The sequence below is a fragment of the Aquipuribacter hungaricus genome (assembly GCF_037860755.1).
Taxonomy (GTDB): domain Bacteria; phylum Actinomycetota; class Actinomycetes; order Actinomycetales; family JBBAYJ01; genus Aquipuribacter; species Aquipuribacter hungaricus.
This window is the reverse complement of sequence record NZ_JBBEOI010000041.1, coordinates 1-19,750: the sequence shown is the minus strand read 5'-3', so window position 1 is coordinate 19,750 and position 19,750 is coordinate 1. Positions and strand designations below refer to the sequence as shown.

Below are 19,750 nucleotides of genomic sequence, written 5' to 3'. Positions count from 1 at the left end.
GGCGGGCCGAGGCGACGGTGCACCCGTCCAGCCGCCACGGCAGCAGGACGGCCCGGCGCAGCAGCGGCGACGCGGCCAGCGCGAGCGCGGCGAGCAGGAGCAGCCCCCGCGCCGTCCAGGTCGCGGCGGGCTGGGCGTCGAGGCGCTCCAGGCCGGTGGTGGCCGCGGCGAGTTCGTAGGGCGGCAGGTCGAGGTCGCCCTCCCAGCGCGCCCGGTGCTCCCGCGCGAGGACCCGGTAGCGGTCGGCGGCGGCAAGGTGCGCCTCGCGGGCCGCCGGGTCCCCGGTGTCGAGCCACTCGTGGCCGCGGAGCATGGCCTCGCGGTAGGCGCCGAGGGTGACGAAGAGGTCGTGCTCCCACGCGAGCGACGCCTCCAGCCGCTCGCGCAGCACGGGGTCGCGGTAGCCGGCCGGGTCGGTGGAGCGGACGAGGGCCTGCATCTGCTCGACCGTCTCGACGGCGCGTTCCCCGCCCTCGACGGCCTCGTCGACCCGCCCGCGAGAGGCGCCGTACACCGCGGACCACGTGGCGGTGTCGCCGCCGACGAGGTCCCACTTGAACACCCACATCATCGGCGGGGGCTCCAGCCCGAACGCCCGGACCTCCTGCTCGGCGTACGGGCCGACGTAGAACCCGTCGAGCACGGCCTGCCGCGACAGCGCCTGCAGCCGTGACAGCGCCGCGACCGTCCCCGGGTCCTCGCTGAAGGTGCGGCGCAGCCAGGTGCGCTCCATCTCCTCCAGGTCGGCGTCGGGGTCCCAGGCCAGCCGGGCCGAGGTCCAGACCTGCAGGTCCCACTGCTGCCAGAAGCCGGTGCGCAGGTACAGCGACATCGGCCCCGCCCGCTGGGGGCCGCCGGACTGCGTCCACACCCAGACCCCGTCCACGAGGGGGTTGGCCTCCCGCAGCCGGCGCAGCGCGGCGGCGTGGTCGGCGGTGGTGTCGTCCGGGACCGCGCCGGAGGCCTCGAACTCCCGCCGGGCCTGGACCTCCACCAGGCGCTGCTGCGGGCCCTCGAGCAGGGTCGGGTTGAGGGGCAGCCAGGAGTCGAAGTCCCCGGCGACGAACTTGGTCGACACGACGAGGTTGTCCAGCCCCTGCCCGGGACCCAGGTCGCCCAGCACCTGCTCGTAGGTCTCCGGGGAGGTGTGCAGGTCGCCGACGCCGCCCACGCCGACCGACCACGACCGCAGGTAGACGTCGGCGTCGTGCGCGGCCGCGGCGGCGGAGAAGGCGCGCACCATGAGCCCGACCTGGTCGGCCTCGGTGACCTCGAGCTCGGAGTAGTAGTCCCAGCCGTCGAGGTTGTAGACCGCGCCGGCCTCGCCGACCCGCAGCATGATCCCGTCGACGAACGGCAGGGCCGTGAGCAGCTCGTCGGCGCCCTCGCGGTACACCTCCCACAGCTGCGGCGAGGAGGTGTCGAGCCCGCCCGGCTGCCGCTCGAGGTACGCCTGCAGCGGGGTGGTGAGGGCCACCATGTCGGTGACCACGACGACGTCCATGCCCATGGTGTCCGCGTAGGCCCACATGGCACCGACCTGCTCCTGCATGGCCCGGGCCCGCCCCCGGTAGGGGCTGCCGGCCGGGTACACCTGCTCGCCGTCCCCGACGCCGTCGAAGGTCACGTACTCCAGGAACCCTGGCACGACGACGCCGTCGTAGCCGTAGGCCACCATCCGGTCGACGTAGGCGCGCCACTGCTCGTCCACCTCCGCCAGGGCGGCGGCGTCCAGCCAGGGCTGTTCGGCGAGCACGACGTCGGCCAGCGCCCCGGTGGCGTGGACGTAGTCGTCCTGCGCGGCGTACGCGTCGGGGTCCGGCCGCATGCCCACCGCGCCGGTGTCGACGAACCGGCGGTCCAGGACGGGGGCCACGTCGACCGGGCCGGGCCGGACGTCGCGCCACGACTCGCCGGAGTCCACCCGGTCCGAGAGCTGGAACAGCCCGGCGGCAAGCCCCTCCCGCGTCGCGGCCCCCAGCCGGACGGTGCCGCCGTCGCGGGCCAGCGCGTAGGCGTCCTCGGCCGCCGGCAGGGCCCGGCCGGTCGCCACGGGCTCCCCGGTGCGCGCGACGAGCACGTCGGCCGGGCCGCCCGTGGGCGCGTCGCCGCCTGGGTCGCTGGTCGGGTCGCTGCCGGTGGCGGGACCGGTGCTGACCACGGCGCCGGCCCCCTCCAGGGAGGCGGTGAGCTGCTGGACGGCGAGGTCGAGCAGGGGGTCCCCGACCGGCGGCACGTCGAGCCGGACGGCGTCCGTGCCGAGGTCGGCGACGACCGGGCCCTCGGCCACCCGGGCCACCCCGACCAGCGGCTCCTTGTCGGCGAAGGAGACCGCGAGGTAGGCGTCCAGGGCGGGCACCGCCGCGGCGCCGAGCAGCGCCGCCACCGCCACGAGCAGCGCTGCTGGACGTGCCCGACCCCCCGACCGCACCCCGGCATCCTCACCCCCCGCGACCGTGCGCGTCCACCGGCTCACCCGGTCGGGGACACCGGTCGCAGCCTGTGGACGAGGCCGTCCCGGGGAGGCGTCCCTGGTCTGTCGCGGGGCGGGCGGCCCGGGCTCAGCCGGGCAGCTCGAACGGGCGGACCAGGGCGCGCAGCAGGTCGGCGAGCCGGTCGCGGTCCCGGCGCGAGAGCCCGTCGAGGAACGACGCCTCGCGCTCGAGCAGGGACGCCATGGCGGCGTCGACCTGCGCGAGGCCGGCGGGGGTGAGCTCGACGACGACGAGGCGCCGGTCGCCCGGGTCCGCCTGCCGGGTGACGAGCCCGCGGGCGGCCAGCCGGTCGATCCGGGTGGTCATGGTGCCGCTGGTGACCAGCGTCTGCGGGAGCAGCTGGGAGGGGGTGAGCCGGTGCGGCGGCCCGCTGCGGCGCAGGGCGGCCAGCACGTCGAACTCCCAGCGCTCCAGGCCGTGGGCGCCGAACGTCGAGGCGCGGGCACGGTCGAGGTGGTGGGCCAGCCGGGACACGCGCGACAGCACCTCCAGCGGGGCGACGTCGAGGTCCGGCCGGACCCGGGCCCAGGCCGCGGTGATCCGGTCGACCTCGTCGCGCCCGTCCGTGCCCGCCCCGGGGGCCGCGCCCGTCCCGGCAGCACCAGCAGCACCAGCAGGACCGGCAGACCCGGCAGCCCCCGCGGCGACCGGCCCCTCGCCCCCGGTCGACGCCATGGCCGACAACCTAGCGGCGCGCCGCCGGGGTGAGCCGGGGCTTGGCCTCCAGGCCGCGCAGCCCGTTCCACGCGAGGTTGACCAGGTGGGCGGCGACCTCGGCCTTCTTGGGGCGCCGGGCGTCCAGCCACCACTGCCCGGTCATCGCCACCATGCCGACGAGCATCTGCGCGTACATCGGGGCCGCCTTGCGGTCGAAGCCCCGCTCGGCGAAGGCGTCGACGAGGACGTGCTCGACCTGGGTCGCCGTGTCGCCGAGCAGGCTGGAGAAGGTGCCGGTGGACTGGGCGACGGGGGAGTCGCGCACGAGGATGCGGAAACCGTCGGTGCTCGCCTCGACGTAGTCGAGCAGGCCCAGCGCGGCCCCCTCCAGCAGCACCCGCGGGTGCGCCTCGGCGGTGAGCTCGCGGTTGACCATGGCGAGCAGCTGCTGCACCTCGCGGTCGACGACCACGGCGTACAGGCCCTCCTTGCCGCCGAAGTGCTCGTACACGACGGGCTTGGAGACCTTGGCCGCGGCCGCGATCTCCTCCACGCTCGTGCCCTCGAAACCCTTCTCGGCGAACAGGCGGCGGCCGACGTCCAGCAGCTGCTCCCGGCGCTGGCTGCCGGTCATCCGCGAGCGCCGGGACACCCGTGCCCGGCCCGGACCGCCGTCGGCGGAGATGACGAGCCTCGCGGGGTCGGCCGGCCCGGCCGCCTGATCGGCGTCGGGGGCCTCGCGCGCGTCGGTCACGGCCCCAGTGTGCCGGTCGGCGGCCGGCGGCCCGTCACGGGCAGACTGTGGGCCGCCGGCGGCAGCGCCGGTCCCCGTGCCCCGCGGCGCGGTCCGCCCTGGTGTAACGGCAGCATGCAGGCCTTTGGAGCCTTGCGGTCCCGGTTCGAATCCGGGGGGCGGAGCCTGCGGGACGGTGCTCCGGCCGCGGACCCGGCGGGGCGGCCGGACGGGGCCGGACGGGCGGCGACGACGCCGCGACGGGCCGGGCGGGGCCCGGCGGGGCGATAGGGTCGCGCCGTCCGCCACCGCACCGCCAGGAAGGCCGCCCCCGTGCCCACCGCACCGTCCGACGGCTCCTGCGAGGCCGTCGTCGTCCTGGCAGCCGGCCAGGGCACCCGGATGCGGTCCCGGACCCCCAAGGTCCTGCACGAGGTCGCCGGGCGGTCGCTGCTCGGCCACGCGCTCGCCGCGGCCGCCCCGCTCGTGGGCGACCCCGCCTCGGTCGTCGTCGTCGTCCGCCACGACCGCGACGCGGTGGCCGGCCACGCCGTGCAGCAGCTGCCCGGGGTGGTCGTCGCCGACCAGGACGAGGTGCCCGGCACCGGCCGCGCGCTGTGGTGCGGCGTCCGGGCGCTCGACGCGGCCCGCGAGGCCGCCGGGCTCGACCTGCTGCGCGGCCGGGTGCTCGTCACCTCGGGCGACGTGCCGCTGGTGACCACCGCGTCCCTGGGCCGCCTGCTGGCCGCCGGGCGGGGTGCGCCCGTCGCCCTCATGACGGCCGTGCTCGAGGACCCGACCGGCTACGGCCGCGTGGTGCGCGACGCCGACGGGGCGGTCACCGCCGTCGTCGAGCAGCGCGACGCCGACGAGGCCCAGCGGGCCCTGCGCGAGGTCAACGGCGGGATCTGGTCGCTCGACCTCGACCTGGTGCGCGAGGTGCTCCCCGCCCTCGGGCAGTCCAACGCCCAGGGCGAGCAGTACCTCACCGACGTCGTCGGCGCGGCCCGCGCTCGCGGCCTGGCCGTGGCCGCGGTGGCCGTCGAGGACCCGCACGAGGTCGACGGCGTCAACGACCGGGTCCAGCTGTCCGAGGTCGGGGCACGCCTCAACCGCCGGCTGCTCCAGGCGCACATGCGGGCCGGGGTCACCGTCGTCGACCCGGCCACGACGTGGGTGGACGTCGACGTCGAGCTCGGCCCGGACGTCACCCTGCTGCCCGGCACGCAGCTGCACGCCGGCACCAGCGTCGCCGCCGGCGCCACGGTCGGCCCGGACACCACGCTGTCGGCGTGCAGCGTGGGGGAGGGCGCGGTGGTGGTGCGCACCCACGGCAGCGGCGCCCGGGTCGGTCCCGGCGCCAGCGTCGGCCCGTTCGCCTACCTGCGCCCCGGCACCGACCTGGGCGAGGCCGGCAAGATCGGCACGTTCGTGGAGACCAAGAACGCGCGGATCGGCACCGGGTCCAAGGTGCCGCACCTGTCCTACGTCGGGGACGCCGAGATCGGCGAGGGGTCGAACATCGGCGCGGCCAGCGTGTTCGTCAACTACGACGGCACGAGCAAGCACCGCACGGTCGTCGGCGACCACGTGCGGATCGGCTCGGACACCATGCTCGTCGCGCCGCTCACCGTGGGCGACGGCGCCTACACCGCGGCCGGCTCCGTGGTCCGCAGCGACGTCCCGGCCGGCGCGCTGACCCTGTCGTCGCAGCCCGAGCGGCAGGTCCCCGGCTGGACGGAGTCGCGCCGTCCCGGCACGCCGTCCGCCCGCGCCGCCGAGCGCGCCCGCACGCGCCAGGACGCCACGGACGCGGCGGACGCCCCCGAGGACCCCCCGCACGACCCCACGCCCGACGAGCAGCAGGAGCCACGATGACGCAGATCACGAGCCAGCCGGAGAAGCGGATGGTGCTCGTCAGCGGCCGGGCGCACCCCGAGCTCGCCCGGGAGGTGGCCGCCGCCCTGGGTGCGGACATCGTCCCCACCACGGCGTACGACTTCGCCAACGGCGAGATCTACGTCCGCTTCGCCGAGAGCGTCCGCGGCTGCGACGTGTTCGTCCTGCAGTCCCACACCGCGCCGATCAACCAGTGGCTCATGGAGCAGGTGCTCATGGTGGACGCGCTCAAGCGCGCCTCCGCCAAGCGGGTCACGGTGGTGGCGCCGTTCCTCGGCTACTCCCGCCAGGACAAGAAGCACCGCGGCCGCGAGCCGATCAGCGCCCGCCTGGTCCTCGACCTGTTCAAGACCGCCGGCGCCGACCGCATCATCAGCGTCGACCTGCACGCCGCCCAGATCCAGGGGTTCTTCGACGGCCCCGTCGACCACCTGTGGGCGCTGCCCGTGCTGGCCGACTACGTCGCCACCCGGGTCGACAAGCAGCAGCTCACCATCGTCAGCCCGGACATGGGCCGCGTCCGCGTGGCCGACGTCTGGTCCGACCGGATGGGCGCGCCGCTGGCGATCATCCACAAGCGCCGCGACCCGAACGTGCCCAACAAGGTGCAGGTGCACGAGATCGTCGGCTCCGAGCACGTCGAGGGCCGGACCTGCCTGCTCATCGACGACATGATCGACACCGCCGGGACCATCGTGCAGGCTGCCGAGGCGCTCAAGGCCAACGGCGCCCGCAAGATCCTCGTCGCGGCGACGCACGCGATCCTGTCCGGCCCCGCCGTCCAGCGGCTCTCCGACGGCCCGGTCGACGAGGTCGTCGTCACCAACACCCTGCCCATCACGCCCGACAAGCGCTGGGACGGGCTGACGGTGCTGTCGATCGCGCCGCTGCTGGCCCGCGCGATCCGGGAGATCTTCGACGACGGGTCGGTCACCAGCCTGTTCGAGCCGCACGGCGGCTGAGCCAGCCGGGGGCCGCGGCCCCCTCCGCCCGGCGGCGCGTCAGCCCCGCCGCCGGGCCTGCCCCACGAGCACGTCCATCACCCCGGCGGCGAAGCGGCGGTCGTCCAGGTGCTCGCGCGCCCAGGCCCGCCCCTCGGTGGCGGCGGCCCGCAGCCGGGACGGGTCCTCCAGGTGCCGGCGGACGGCGGCGGCGAGCGCGTCGACGTCCTCGACCGGCACCAGGTCGCCACGGGTGCCGTCGGCGAGCATCTCCCGCGGGCCCGAGACGCAGTCCGCCGCGACGGCCGGGGTGCCGAGGACCATCGCCTCGGCGAGCGTGAGCGGCTGGCCCTCCCAGCGGCTGGGCAGACAGTAGAGGTCGGCCGCGGCCAGGGTCGGCAGCGGGTCGGCCGTGAAGCCGGGCAGCGACACCGAGCCGGTGACCCCCAGCTCGTCGGCCAGCGCGAGGAGCCGCTCGCGCTCGGCGCCGTCGCCGAGCACGAGGAGCCGGTGGGGGACGCCGGCCGAGACGACCCGGGCGTGGGCGCGCACCAGCAGGTCGAAGCCCTTCTGGTGCACCAGCCGGCCGAGACCGAGCACGAGCGGGCCGTCGCCGGCGGGCAGCTCGGGCGGGGTGCCCGCGCCCGCCCGGAGCACGGCCTCGACGTCCACCCCGTTGGAGACGGCGGTGGTGCGCCCGGCGGGGACACCGAGCGAGGCCAGCGGGGCGAGCAGCCCGGGGGAGACGCAGACCAGGTGCGTCGCCGTGCGCAGGCACCAGCGCACGAGCGGGCGCGACCGCGGCCGGACGTGGTGCGCCATCGCCATGTGCGGGTCGGACTGGACGAGGACGACGAAGGGCCGGCGCGCCACGAGCGCGACGAGCCGGCCGAGGACGAGGCCCTGGTCGATCTCCCGGGCGGCGAGGACGACGTCGGCTCCCCGGACGGCCCGCCACAGCTGCAGCAGGGTCTCCGCCTTCCGCAGCCCCGGGACCCGCGCGCGGCCCCCGGTCGTGCGGGCCCGCCGGTGCAGCAGGCGGACGCCGTCCGGGACCGGGGGCCCCGGGCGGCTGCCGCCGGGGGGCTTGAGCAGGAACAGGGGGGCGTCGGCGCCGGCCGCGGTCCACAGCTGGAGCAGGCGCAGCGCCAGGCGGGCCGCCCCGTCCTCGTGCAGCCGCTCGTCGACCGCGAGGACCCGGAGCGGGCGCCCGCCTGCCGCGCCGCGGGCCCCGTCGTCAGCCCCGCCGTCCGTCCGTGCTGCTGCGTCCGCCACCCGACCGCCTCCTGCTCCGTGGCGGCGTCGACCGGACGCCGTCCGCGGAGGACGCTAGCGCCGCCCGGCCCGCTACCCGCCGAGCTGCACGCGCAGGACCCGCTCGGCGCTGTTGTCGGCGACGCTGTCCTTGTCGCCCAGCGTCGTCGTCGTCAGCCACAGCCCGCCCCCGGGTGCGGGCTCGACCGTCCGGAGCCGGCCGTAGGTGCCGACGAAGTACTGCTGCTGGTCGGTGAGCGTGCCGCCGGCGGTGATGGTGTGCCGGTACATCCGCTCGCCGCGCAGGCAGGCGACGTAGAGCGCGTCCTTGACGACGGCGATGCCCGAGCAGGAGCCCGCCGCGGTCGTGTAGGTGCGGGCGGGGGCGATGAACCCCGGCGTCGAGCAGGTCCCCGAGGTGCCCTCGCACGCCGGCCAGCCGTAGTTGCCGCCCCTGGTGATGAGGTTGGTCTCGTCCATGATCCCGTTGCCGAACTCCTGCTCCCACAGCCGGCCGGCGGAGTCGAAGGCCAGCCCCTGCGGGTTGCGGTGCCCGTAGCTCCACACCGCGTTGCCGAACGGGTTGTCCGCCGGCACGGTCCCGTCGGGGTTGATGCGCAGGATCTTGCCGTTGAGGCTGGACGTGTCCTGGGCGCTCGCGGCGCTCTGGGCGTCGCCGGTGCTGACGTAGAGCTTCCCGTCGGGACCGAAGCGCAGCCGGCCGCCGTCGTGGAACTTGTTGCGGCGGATGCCCTGGACGAGGACCTGGGTCGAGGCGGTGTCCAACGTGTCGCCGACCAGCTTCATCCGGACGACCCGGTTGTCGGTCGGGGAGGTGTGCATGACGTACAGCCACCGGTCGGCGGCGAACGTCGGGGACAGCGCGATGCCCAGCAGCCCGCCCTCGCCGTCGGTGCTCGCGACGCCCGGGACGCGGCCCACGGTCCGCTTCTGCCCCGTGACCGGGTCCAGGCGGACGATGTCGTAGGCGTCGCGCCGGCTGTAGAGGACCGACCCGTCCGGCATGGTCGCCAGGCCCCACGGGATGTCGGTGTCGATGGCGACCTGGGTGACCGAGCACACCGGGGTGGCGCAGGCGGCCGCCGTCGTCACCCTGACCGTGGCCGAGCGCGTCGACACGTTGCCCTGCGCGTCGCGGGCGGCGACGGCGTAGCCGTAGGCCGTGCTCGCGGCGAGCCCGGCGTCGGTGGCCCGGGGCTCGGTCACCGTGGCGACGCGGGTGCCGTCGCGATACACGTCGTAGGCCGTGACGGCCACGTCGTCGGTGGACGCGGTCCAGGTGAGCTGCACCGAGGTGCCGGCCGCCGTGGCACGCAGCCCCGTGGGCGCGGACGGCGGGGTGCTGTCGGTGCTGCACGGGGGCGGGGTCACCGGCACGGTCGTCGAGGCCTGGGAGACGTTGCCGGCGGCGTCCCGGGCGTTGACGTACAGGCCCCACCGCACGCCGGGCTCCACCGCGACGGTCGTGGCGAGCACGGTGGCCGGCACCGAGGTGATGAGCTGCCCGTCGTGGTAGACGTCGTAGGCGACCACCCCGACCGCGTCGGTGGAGGCGGTCCACGAGAACCGGACCGAGGTGCAGCGGAGGTCCGCGACCCGCGGGGAACCGGGGACGGTGGGGGCCACGGCGTCGGCCGCCGCCCCGACCTGCTGCCACTGCTGGTTGGTCTGGCCGTTGCACGTCCACAGGCCGACGGGGGAGCTCCGGGCGGTGCGGCGCTCGGTGACGTCCAGGCACAGCCCCGACGGCACGCCCACGACGGCCCCGTCCGCGCGCAGCGTCCACCGCTGGTTGCTGCCGCCGTTGCACGTCCAGATCTGGGCGACGGCCGGCGCGGTGGTGTCGCGGCCCTTGACGTCCAGGCACATCGAGCCGTAGACCCGCAGCTCGCCCGCCGCGGTGGGGGTCCAGCGCTGGTTCGCCCCGCCGTGGCAGTCGTAGACCTGCACCGTCGTCCCGGGTGCGGTGGCCGCCCCGGCGACGTCCAGGCAGCGGCCCGACTGCACCCCGCGCAGCGCCACCTCGGTCGCCGCCCCCGCCGGTGCGGCCGCCCCGAGCCCGACGAGCAGGGTGGCCAGGAGCAGGAGGGCCGCCCCCGCCGCCGTCCTCGCCCTGGCGCCTGCTCGTGCTCCGGTCCGTGCTCCTGCCCGTGCTCGTGCTCCTGCGCGCATGCGACTTCCCCCGGTGACCGCTGGACGTGCTGGGACGGACACGGGCAGTGCACCCCCCGCACCGGCCGGCGTCAAGGGCGCGACGGCCCCCGCGCCGGCACGGCCGTCCGGGCCGCGCCGCGGCTGGGCCGACCGGGTGACAGGCCCGGCCGGCGCTCAAGTCCTGGCATCTCGCGGCCGCCCGTGAGACTCTTGGGGCATCCCCCCCGCTGCTGTGGTCCGGGTGCCAGGCGCGTGACAGGCGTCGTACCAGGTGCAGCGGGGTAGTCGGGGGACTAGCAGGGGTCGTGTCGCGCTCAGGGAAGAGACGTCGGACCAGACGGACGTCCATCTTCCGGGAGGCAACGAGTGATCGACAGAGTCGACAGCACCGACGGCATGGGCCTGCGGGTCACCACCACGCCGGCGACACCGGCCGAGGGCCGCGGACGCCGCGACCAGCAGGGCCAGCGCACCGTGCCCCTGCACCCGCTCGGCCTCGACGGCTCGGCGCCCACCGGGGCGACGTCGGTCGGCAGCGTCCGCCGGGACACCACCCCCGGCCCGCCCAGCTCGGCGTCCCGGCACCGTGACTTCGCCCGCGACATCGTCGCCGGCGACACCGCCGCCGCGGGCCTGTCCGCACTGGTCGCCGGCCTCGTGGCCTGGCAGGCCGGCTGGACCCCGCCGGACCCCGCGCTCGCGCTGCCCGTCGGCGCCCTGCTCTGGGCGCTGCTGTGGCCCGCGCTGCTCGGCCTGCACCGCGCCTACGAGACCCGCTACCTCGGCCACGGCTCGGAGGAGCTCTCCCGGGTCGTCCGCAGCTGGATCTCCGCGCTGGCGGTCGTCGGCATGGGCGGCTGGGTGTGGCTGCCGTCCCGCCTCGCCGTGGACGTCCTCGTCGGCGTCTGCGCCACCGTGCTGCTGTCCATCGTGTCCCGCTCGGTGCTGCGCGCCCGGCTGCACCGCGACAACCTCGCCGGCGCCACCTACCAGCGCGTCCTGCTGGTCGGCGACCAGGGCGAGGTCACCCGCCTGGCCGCCCGGATCCACCGCAACCGCTACCACGGCTGGCACGTCGTCGCGGCGGCCGGCCCGGCCTCGCCCGGCGACCCCGGCGCGGACAGCCCGGTCCGCCTGGGCGGCGCCGACAGCGTCACCGACGTCCTGGACGCGGCCCGCCGCTGCCACGCCGACCTGGTCCTGCTCGCCCCGTCCGGCGGGTCCCGCCTGGTCGCGGTCGACGAGCTCGAGCGCGCCCTGCACGCCGAGGGCCGCGAGGTCGCCCTGGCGCCCCCGCTCGTCGAGGCCGTCGGGCCCCGCGTCGCCGTCGAGCCCGTCTGCGGCCTGCCCGTCCTGCACCTGAGCCCGCCCGAGCTCGGCGGCCCCCGCCGGGTCATCAAGGGCGTCGCCGACCGCGCCGCGGCGTCGGTCGCCGTCGTCCTCCTGCTGCCCGTCCTGCTGGCCGTCGCGCTGCTCGTCCGCCTGGACAGCAAGGGCCCGGCGCTGTTCGTCCAGACCCGGGTCGGCCGCCACGGCCGCGCGTTCCGGATCTACAAGTTCCGCACCATGTTCGTCGACGCCGAGGCCCGCCTCACGGCGCTCGCCGCCCAGAACGACGGCGCCGGCCCGCTGTTCAAGATGAAGAGCGACCCCCGCATCACCCGGGTCGGCCGCTTCCTGCGCCGCACGTCCCTGGACGAGCTGCCCCAGCTGCTCAACGTCGTCATCGGGGACATGTCCCTGGTCGGCCCCCGCCCCCCGCTGCCGGCCGAGGTCGAGCAGTACGACGCGGTGACCCGTCGCCGCCTCCTGGTCCAGCCGGGCATCACCGGCCTGTGGCAGGTCCACGGCCGCTCGGACCTGTCGTGGGAGGAGTCGAGCCGCCTCGACGTCCGCTACGTCGAGAACTGGTCCCTCGGCTTCGACCTCAGCATCCTCGTCCGCACCGTCCGGGCCGTCGTCCAGGCCCGCGGCGCATACTGATCCCGACCGACCCGGTCCTCCCTGCCGCAGGCGGGGAGGACCGAGCCGCGTCCCCGGTCCGGGGCTCGTGGTCCGAGCACCAGACGTCCGCCCGCCGCGGACGCCCGGCCCGCCGGCCGGCAGGAAGGAACGCATGACGCTCACCGACACCCCCCAGGCAGACCCGGCGCCCGCCCGGGCACCCCGCCGCCGCGGCCCGCTCGTCGCCGCCGCGCTGCTGGTGGTCCTGCTGCTCGTGGCCGCGGTCGCGTTCGTGCTGACCCGTGACCCCGGGCCGGAGAGCACGTCCACCGCCCCCGCCCCGGCGCCCGCGCCGGAGGAGCCCGCCGAGCCGGCCGTCGGCCCCGGCGAGCCGCTCAGCTGGGCGCCGCCCGTCCTCGAGGACCCGACCGTCGTGGAGATCACGGCCGAGGACACCAGCCTCAAGCTCGACCAGGAGAAGGACTACGAGCTGGTCCTGCCCGACGAGCCGCTCGTGTCCTCCGGCGGGCTGTCGGTCTACGGCGGCCGCAACGTCGTCATGGTCGGCGGGGAGATCAGCGTCCCGCCGCAGGAGGAGGAGGAGCAGAGCGGCCTGCGCGCCCTGTACCTGCGCGACCAGACCGGCACCGTGCACATCGAGGGCGTCAAGCTCACCGGCGAGGGCCTGGGCGAGGGCATCAACCTCGACCAGCGCGAGGGCGCCGTCGTGCAGCTGCAGAACATCTGGGTCGGCGAGGTGTTCGGCACCGTCGACGGCCACCACGGCGACCTGATCCAGGCCTGGGCCGGCCCGGCCGAGCTCCGCGTCGACGGCCTCACCGGCAGCACCGGGTACCAGGGCTTTTTCCTGCTCCCCAAGCAGTTCGGCGACCAGCCCGAGCCCGAGCTGTTCGACCTCCGCCGCGTCGACATCACCGGCGCCGAGGACCGCAGCGCCTACATGCTGTGGCGCGACGACCTCGACTGGCCGCTCGTCACCTCCGACGTCTGGGTCGACCCCACCGACGCCGACCCCGACGAGCGCCGCGAGTTCCTCTGGGACCGCGAGGGCGAGGACTCCTGGGCCGACGTCCAGGTGGGGACCCCGCCCGGCGGGCCGTTCGTCCCCGAGGACCGCGTGGGCCTCGGCTACGCGAGCCCCGGCTACGCCGAGCAGGGGTGAGCAGCACCCCCCTGGAGCCCGGTGCCGACAGCTCCCTCGCCGGCGCCCCGGGCGACGACCGGCCCGGCATCCGCGAGCGGGCGGTCGTCGGCGTGTTCTGGGCGGCCGCGCAGAAGTGGCTCGTCCGGATCAGCTCCCTGCTCGCGTTCGTCCTGCTCGGGCGCCTGCTCAGCCCGCAGGAGTTCGGCGTCGTGGCGCTCGCCATGGCCGTCATCACCATGCTGGCCACGATCAGCGACGCGGGCTTCACGCCCTGGGTGATCCAGAAGCGCGGCCTCACGCCCCGCGCGGCGTCGACGGCGTTCTGGATCTCCACCGCGATCGGCACCGTGCTCGCGGTGGCGCTGGCGGCCCTGGCCGTCCCCGTCGCCGACCTGTTCGACAGCCCCGAGCTCCGGCTCGTCCTCCCGGTGCTCGCGGGGACGCTCGTCATCATGGGGCTGTCCGGGGTCCCGGCGGCGCTGCTGCAGCGGGACCTCCGCTTCAAGGAGCTCGCGGTCCGCCAGGTCGTGGCCACGGTCCTGTCCATCGTCGTCGCCGTCGGGCTCGCCCTGGCCGGCGCCGGGGTCTGGGCGCTGGTCGCCCAGACCGTCGTCCGCGTGGTCGTCGCCTGCGTCATCCTGTTCTGGGCCGGCGACTTCCGGCCGCGGCTGACGTTCTCCCGCGCCGACGCGGCGGACATGCTCGGCTACGGCTCCAAGTCCCTCGGCGTGACGCTCGGCGGGGCCGCCCGCCAGTCCGGCGAGCCGTTCCTCGTCGGCGCCGTCCTCGGCACGGTCGCGCTCGGCTACTGGACCGTGGCGGGCAGGCTCGCCTCCACCGTCGTCGACCTGTGCTCCGCCGCCATCGGCTCGGTCGCCGGCCCCGTCTTCTCCGAGCTGCAGGACGAGCCGGAGCGGCTCGGGCGGACCTTCGCCCGGCTGCTGTCGGTCGGCGGCTTCGTCCTCGTCCCGGTCATGACGGCGATGGCTCTGGTGAGCGCCGACCTCGTCCCGCTGCTGTTCGGCTCCCAGTGGGCCGTGTCCGCCGGCGTCGCCAGCATCCTGGCGGCCACCTGGCTGTTCGCCGGGCTCGCCAACCTCCAGCGCAACCTCCTGCTCGGCACCGGCCGCGCGGGCCGGGAGCTCACCCTGACCATGGGTGCCCTGGTCGGGCAGCTCGGGCTGGTCGTGCTGCTGGGCCAGTGGGGGCTCACCGCCATCGCCGTCGGGCTGTCGGTCTGGGGCGGGCTGGTCTTCGCGGTGCGCGGCGCCGTCATCGCCCGCGACCTGGGGGTGGGCATGTCCGCCTACACCCAGCTGCTCGCCGTCGCCCTCGCCGCCGGTCTCGCTGCCGGTGCCGTGCTGGCGGTCGTGCTCGGGTGGGACCTCGAGGGGGCCGCCCGCCTGGCCGTGGTCGCGCTCCTGGGCGGCGCGGTGTTCGCCGGCGCGGCCTTCCTGCTGGCCCGCGCCACCGTCGACGACCTCCGGTCGTCGGTCCTCGGTGTCCTCGCGCGCCGCCGTCGCCGGGGTGCCGCGGCCCCCGGGGGCGGTACGGTCCCCCGGTGAGCGTCGACGCCGCCGGGCGGGGCGTCCTCGCCCCGGCCCCGGCCCCGCCCGTGCAGGACCTGGCGACCTTCGCGGTCGTCGGCACCGTGCTCCACCGCGCCGCCGGGTCCGCCCGTGCGGTGCACTACGCCGTGGCGCACCGGCTCCGCCGGGACGGGCTCGTCCGGGCCGACGTCGAGGTCGTGGTCCGGGCCCGGCAGCAGGCCGAGGAGTGGGCCCGCGCCCGACGCGGCGCCGGCTGCACGCTGGACGACGTGGCGGTCGAGCTCGCCCGGCTGCTCGACCTCGACGAGGACGCCGCCGCGCGTCTCGTGGACACCGAGACCGCCGTCGAGCGCGACGGACTGCGGGTCGTCCCCGGCGGGCTGGCGCGTGTGCAGGCCGCCCGCGCCGTCGGCTCCGCCGTCGGGTTCGTCGAGGACACGCTGCTGCCGGCCCGGCTGCTGCGCGAGGCCCTGGAGGACGCGGGCGCCGCGCGCCCCGGCGACGGGCTGTGGCTGTCGCACGAGCTCGGCGCCGACAAGTCCGACGGCGGCCTCTACCTGGAGGTCGCCCGCCGCTCCGGCCGCCCCGAGCAGTGGGTGCACGTCGGCCACGACCCCGACGGCGACGTCCGGATGGCCCGCCGCGCCGGGGTGACCGGCGAGATCCTCCGCGACGCCGCCCCGACCCGCTACGAGGCGGTCCTCGACGGCGCCTGCACCCGCACCGGCGGGCTGTCCGGGCTGCTCGCCGGCGCGTCCCGCTCCACCCGGCTCCGCCTCGCCCGCGAGCGCCCGGCCATGCCGCGCGAGCGGGCCGAGGTCGTCGCCGGCGTCGCGGGCCCGCTGCTCGCCGGCTACGTGCTGTGGTGCCTGCGCCGTGCCGCCGAGGCCGGGCTGCCCCGGCTGTACTTCGTCGCGCGCGACGGCGAGGTCATGCTCGCCATGGCCCGCCGCCTGGCACCGGCCCTGCAGGCCGACGGCACGGCCGGCGTGGACCTGCGCTACCTGCACGGCAGCCGCAAGGCCTGGCTTCGCAGCGCCCCGCAGGCCGACCTGCTGGAGTCGGTGCTGTCCCGCCAGGAGCGGCTCACCGTCCGCAGCGGGCTGGGCTGGCTCGGCCGGTCGCCGGAGGAGCTGCGCGCCGCCCTGGCCGGCGCCGGCCTGGAGGACTGGGACACCCCGCTCGACGCGGACGCCCGCGGCCGGCTCGTGGCGGTGGCGGTCGCGGCCGCCCACCAGCCCGGCTCCGTGGGGGACGGCACGCAGGACGGCACCACCGCGGGGACCGCTGCCGCCTCTGCTGCTGCCGCCGGCCAGCTGTCGCGCGCGGCCGACCGCGACGTCCTCGGCCGCTACCTGGCCGACGTCGGCCTGCTGGACGGCACGCCCTACGCCATCGTCGACGGGGCCGGCCACGGCACGATCGGCTCGCTCCTCACCGACCTGGTGCGCTCCCACGGCGGGCAGGGCCCGGCGCTGGAGTGCTACTACGGCCTGGACGGCCCCGGCGAGGCGACGCCCGGCCGGCGTCCCACCGGGTACGCCTACGACGAGTGGGCGGGCTCCGGGCTGCGGCAGAGCACCGACCTGTGGGTGGCGCTGGAGATGTTCACCACCGCCTCCCACGGCGGCGTGCTCGGCTACGAGGTCGTCCGCGGGCACGCCCGCGCCGTCCTGGGGCCGCTCGGCGCGGCCGAGGGCTGGGGGGCGCCGGACGTGCGCGCCGGCCTGCAGCTGTACGCCGAGGAGCTCGCGGGCACCCTCGCCATGGTGGACCCGGACGTCGACGTGCGGGCCGTCACCGACGAGGTCGCGACACTCTTCTGGGCTAGCCCCACCCGCCAGGAGGTGCGTTCTTGGGGAACTTTCCCCTTCGAGGCGAGCACCGAGACGTACCCTGTGGCACGGCCGTTCTCCACGGCGGACGTCGCGCGCTCGCTGCTGCAAGGCAGGCTGCGGCTCCGCCGGAGGGGGAGCTGGCCGGCGGGGACCGTCCGTTCGGCGCCGCTGCACCTGAGGCTGACGCACCTGGCGGTGGGAGCCCTCCGCCCCCGGGCGGCGGCCCTGCGGCGCGTCGGCTCGTTCTGGGTCGACCGCCGCACCCTGGGACGGGCCACCGGCCCGGGCGAGCCCGGGCGCACCACCACCGAGGAGGACCGATGACCGAGAACCACCCCCAGCGCAGCGTGCTGTGGCCTGCCCTGCGCAGGTTCTGGCCCGTGGCCCTGGTCACGGCCGTCGTGGCCGGCCTGAGCACCACCCTGCTGGTCGAGGCGACCTCGCGGCCCTCGGTCGTGGCCACCGCGTCCTACGTGGTCCCCGTCGCGCCGCCCGTGGCGCCCCTGCTGCCCGGGCAGCTGCCGGTGACGCCCTCGCCGCTGCCGACCTCCCCCGGCGCGGCCTCGGACTTCGCCGAGGTGTACGCCGTGCTCCTGCTCGAGGACGGCGCCATCATCGACGCCGTCTCGCAGGCGACCGGCGTGGACCGGGAGGACGTCGTCGACAGCCTCACCGCGGTCGCGCCCCCCGGCGGCAACGTCATCCGGGTCACCGCCACCGCCGAGACCCGGGCCGAGACCGACGCCCTGCTCGGCGCGCTGGACGCCGTCTTCGCCGCCCCCACGTCGGTCACCGGCAACATCCCCGCCGGCAACCTGCGCCCGCTCTTCCGCGGCGCGGTCGTCGAGAGCGACGGGCTCGCCCCGCTGGCCCCCGTGGTCGGCGCCATCGTCGGCCTGCTGCTCGGCATCGGTGCCGCGGTCGTGCTCGAGCGCGGCGACAGCCGGTTCCGCTCCGGCGAGGACGTCCGCGCCCTGGTCACCTGGCCGGTCCTCCCGCTGTCGCACGACCCGGACGACCCTCGCGCCGAGGTGCTCACCGAGCGCGTCCGCCGCGCCGGCACCACGTCCGGCACGGTGGCGCTCGTCGCCCCGCGCGGCGCCCGCCCCGGCGACCTCGACGACCTCGCCTGGGTCCTCGACGAGGCCGACCGCGGGCACACCGCGGACGGCCGCCTGGTCTGGACCGTCGCCGGCGTGCTGCGCGGCGAGGGCGACAGCGAGCAGCGGGCGCAGGACGCCGACGCCCTCGTGCTCGTCGTGCCCTCCAAGGCCCGGATGCGCCACGTCACGGCGGCCGTCCGCGCGGTCGAGGACCTCGCGGTGCACCCGGTCGTCGTCGCCCTGCCGTCCCGCAAGCGCACCCGCCGCCTCCGCGGCCGGGGCGGCGCCCAGGGCACCACGGCGGTCGCCGACCGTCTCGACCACCTGGACGGCCTGCCGGCGCCCGTCGCGGGCCGCGACGGCACGGACCCGGCCCCGGTGCCCGCGCTCACCCCGTCGTCGTTGTCCCGCTACCGCCGGGACGGCGTGGGCTCCGACGGCCCGGACACCACGTCCGGCCCCTCCGGCGCGCCGGGTGCGGCGGGCGAGGTGCCCGGCCAGGACCAGGGCAGCTCCGCGGTCGTCCCCGACGACGAGGTGACCCGCACGTCCTCTCCGACCGGCAGGTGACCGCCGTCCGGATCGGCCTCGTCACGCTCGCGGCGCTGCTCGCCGCGGTCGTGGCGGGGGCCTCCGGCGCCCTCTTCTGGGCGGCGCCGATCGCCCTGGGGGCAGGTCTGCTCCTCGGCCTGGCCACCTGGTACCGCCCGGTGGTCGGGGCCGTCGTGGCCGTCGCCGTCGTCCCGGCGCTGTCGGGGCTCGCGCGCGGGCTCGTGGTCCCGGTCTTCAAGCTGTCGGAGCTGCTGCTCCTGCTGTGCCTGGCCGCGCTCGTGCTGCGCCGGCCGGACAGGTGGCGTCCGGCCACCCGGACCGACATGGCGCTCGTGCTGTTCGCCGCCGCCGCGTTCGGCTTCGCCGCCCTGCACACCGCCTCCGGCACCTCGACGCTGGAGAGCCTGGTCCGGGTCGGCCTGCAGCCCACCTTCTTCCTCATCGCCTACTGGGTGGCCTCGCGCGGCGTTCAGAGCGCCGGCGAGCTCGTCACCGTGCTGCGGTGGCTGCTGCTGGTCAGCCTCGTGCCCGCGGCCATCGCGCTCGCGCAGTCCTTCGGCGTGCCGGGCGTCGGCGAGACGATGTCGGTGCTGACCGGCGGCGGCTTCCAGGGCGTGACGCGCTCGACCGGGCCGTTCCCGATCTGGCACTCCCTCGGCGGCTACCTGCTCGTGCCGAGCCTGCTCGCCTCGGTGCTCATGCTGCGCGGCGACCGCCGCGTGCTGCCGCGGCACTGGCTCGTGCTCGTCCTCCTGGTCGACCTCGCCGCGCTGGTGTCGACGATCACGGTGACGTTCCTGGTCTGGCTGCCGGTGGGCCTGCTCGTGGCCGCCGCCGCGGGGGGCCGCGTGCTGCGCGGCACGGTGCTGGTCGCGGTGCTCGCCGCCGTCGCCCTCGTCCTGTTCCCCACCGCCCTGCAGGGCCGGCTGGAGGAGCAGACGGAGCAGACCCAGTACACGGCCGGCGGCGTCCTGCCGCAGACCGTGGAGTACCGGATCTTCGTGTGGGAGCGGGACTACCTGCCGCTCATCGAGCGGGCGCCGGCGGTCGGCCTGGGCAACGACCTGCCCGACGACGTGCGCTTCCCCTCGACCGAGAACCAGTACATCACCCTGGCCCTGCGCGGCGGGGTGCTGCTGCCGGTGGCCATGGTCGTCGCGCTCGGTGCCCTCACGCTGCGGGCGTGGCGGCACTCCCGTGCCCCCGACGTCCACCGGGCGGGGGAGCCCACGCCGGCAGCCAGCCGGTCCGCGGCGCTCACCCTGCTCGGCATCCTCGCGTTCCTGCCGCTGGCCCTGCTCGTCTGGCCGTACCTCACCAATGCGGGCCTGTCGCAGACCCTGGCCGCGTTCGCGGGGGCGGCGCTGGCGCTGGAGCCGCGGCGCCGCTCGGTCGCGGCTGCCGCGGCGGAGCGGGCACGCCGTCGGGCCGCCCTCGAAGTCGG

Annotated in this window: 13 protein-coding genes and 1 tRNA gene; 9 read left to right on the top strand and 5 right to left on the bottom strand. The window is 76.6% G+C overall.

The window, feature by feature from the left end; translation table 11 throughout:
- The 3 genes from WCS02_RS07325 to WCS02_RS07315 form a co-directional block, all read right to left on the bottom strand.
- The coding region (locus WCS02_RS07325; protein WP_340291506.1) for a hypothetical protein at positions 1-2,431 on the bottom strand (2,431 nt) is incomplete at its 3' end.
- 130 nt (positions 2,432-2,561) lie between these two features.
- Positions 2,562-3,170, bottom strand: a complete 609-nt coding sequence (locus WCS02_RS07320) for a MarR family winged helix-turn-helix transcriptional regulator (RefSeq protein WP_340291504.1) — start codon at positions 3,168-3,170, stop codon at positions 2,562-2,564.
- 10 nt (positions 3,171-3,180) lie between these two features.
- Complete coding sequence (locus tag WCS02_RS07315) at positions 3,181-3,786, bottom strand: TetR/AcrR family transcriptional regulator (RefSeq protein ID WP_340291508.1); 606 nt, start codon at positions 3,784-3,786, stop codon at positions 3,181-3,183.
- Between the two features lie 212 nt (positions 3,787-3,998).
- Between WCS02_RS07315 and WCS02_RS07310 the strand changes: the two genes are divergently transcribed.
- The 3 genes from WCS02_RS07310 (at position 3,999) to WCS02_RS07300 (ending at position 6,746) form a co-directional block, all read left to right on the top strand.
- A tRNA-Gln gene (locus WCS02_RS07310) sits at positions 3,999-4,070 on the top strand.
- 217 nt (positions 4,071-4,287) lie between these two features.
- Positions 4,288-5,763 carry a bifunctional UDP-N-acetylglucosamine diphosphorylase/glucosamine-1-phosphate N-acetyltransferase GlmU gene (gene glmU, locus WCS02_RS07305; RefSeq protein ID WP_376983652.1) on the top strand — a complete coding sequence of 492 codons (1,476 nt, stop codon included), beginning with the start codon at positions 4,288-4,290 and terminating at the stop codon, positions 5,761-5,763.
- On the top strand, positions 5,760-6,746 hold the full coding sequence (locus WCS02_RS07300; RefSeq protein ID WP_340291499.1) for a ribose-phosphate diphosphokinase: 987 nt from the start codon (positions 5,760-5,762) through the stop codon (positions 6,744-6,746). The genes glmU and WCS02_RS07300 overlap by 4 nt, the downstream gene beginning before the upstream one ends.
- A 39-nt stretch (positions 6,747-6,785) precedes the next feature.
- Here the strand turns inward: WCS02_RS07300 and WCS02_RS07295 are convergent, their stop codons facing one another.
- Positions 6,786-8,000, bottom strand: a complete 1,215-nt coding sequence (locus WCS02_RS07295; RefSeq protein ID WP_340291497.1) for a glycosyltransferase — start codon at positions 7,998-8,000, stop codon at positions 6,786-6,788.
- Between the two features lie 72 nt (positions 8,001-8,072).
- The gene (locus tag WCS02_RS07290; protein WP_340291494.1) at positions 8,073-10,172 is read right to left on the bottom strand and encodes a lectin; all 2,100 of its coding nucleotides are present in this window, start codon (positions 10,170-10,172) and stop codon (positions 8,073-8,075) included.
- 348 nt (positions 10,173-10,520) lie between these two features.
- Here WCS02_RS07290 and WCS02_RS07285 point away from each other — a divergent pair, with 348 nt between their 5' ends.
- From WCS02_RS07285 to WCS02_RS07260, 6 genes are all read left to right on the top strand, one after another.
- Complete coding sequence (locus tag WCS02_RS07285) at positions 10,521-12,137, top strand: sugar transferase (protein WP_340291492.1); 1,617 nt, start codon at positions 10,521-10,523, stop codon at positions 12,135-12,137.
- 133 nt (positions 12,138-12,270) lie between these two features.
- A complete protein-coding gene (locus WCS02_RS07280; RefSeq protein ID WP_340291490.1) occupies positions 12,271-13,281 on the top strand; it encodes a hypothetical protein in 1,011 nt (336 codons plus the stop codon).
- The gene (locus tag WCS02_RS07275) at positions 13,278-14,828 is read left to right on the top strand and encodes a lipopolysaccharide biosynthesis protein (RefSeq protein ID WP_340291488.1); all 1,551 of its coding nucleotides are present in this window, start codon (positions 13,278-13,280) and stop codon (positions 14,826-14,828) included. Before WCS02_RS07280 ends, WCS02_RS07275 begins: the two co-directional genes overlap by 4 nt.
- Complete coding sequence (locus WCS02_RS07270) at positions 14,825-16,975, top strand: hypothetical protein (RefSeq protein ID WP_340291486.1); 2,151 nt, start codon at positions 14,825-14,827, stop codon at positions 16,973-16,975. The genes WCS02_RS07275 and WCS02_RS07270 overlap by 4 nt, the downstream gene beginning before the upstream one ends.
- The gene (locus WCS02_RS07265; RefSeq protein ID WP_340291484.1) at positions 16,972-18,324 is read left to right on the top strand and encodes a hypothetical protein; all 1,353 of its coding nucleotides are present in this window, start codon (positions 16,972-16,974) and stop codon (positions 18,322-18,324) included. Before WCS02_RS07270 ends, WCS02_RS07265 begins: the two co-directional genes overlap by 4 nt.
- Positions 18,321-19,750 (top strand): hypothetical protein (locus WCS02_RS07260; RefSeq protein WP_340291482.1); only part of this gene is annotated, 1,430 nt, incomplete at its 3' end. The genes WCS02_RS07265 and WCS02_RS07260, both read left to right, overlap by 4 nt.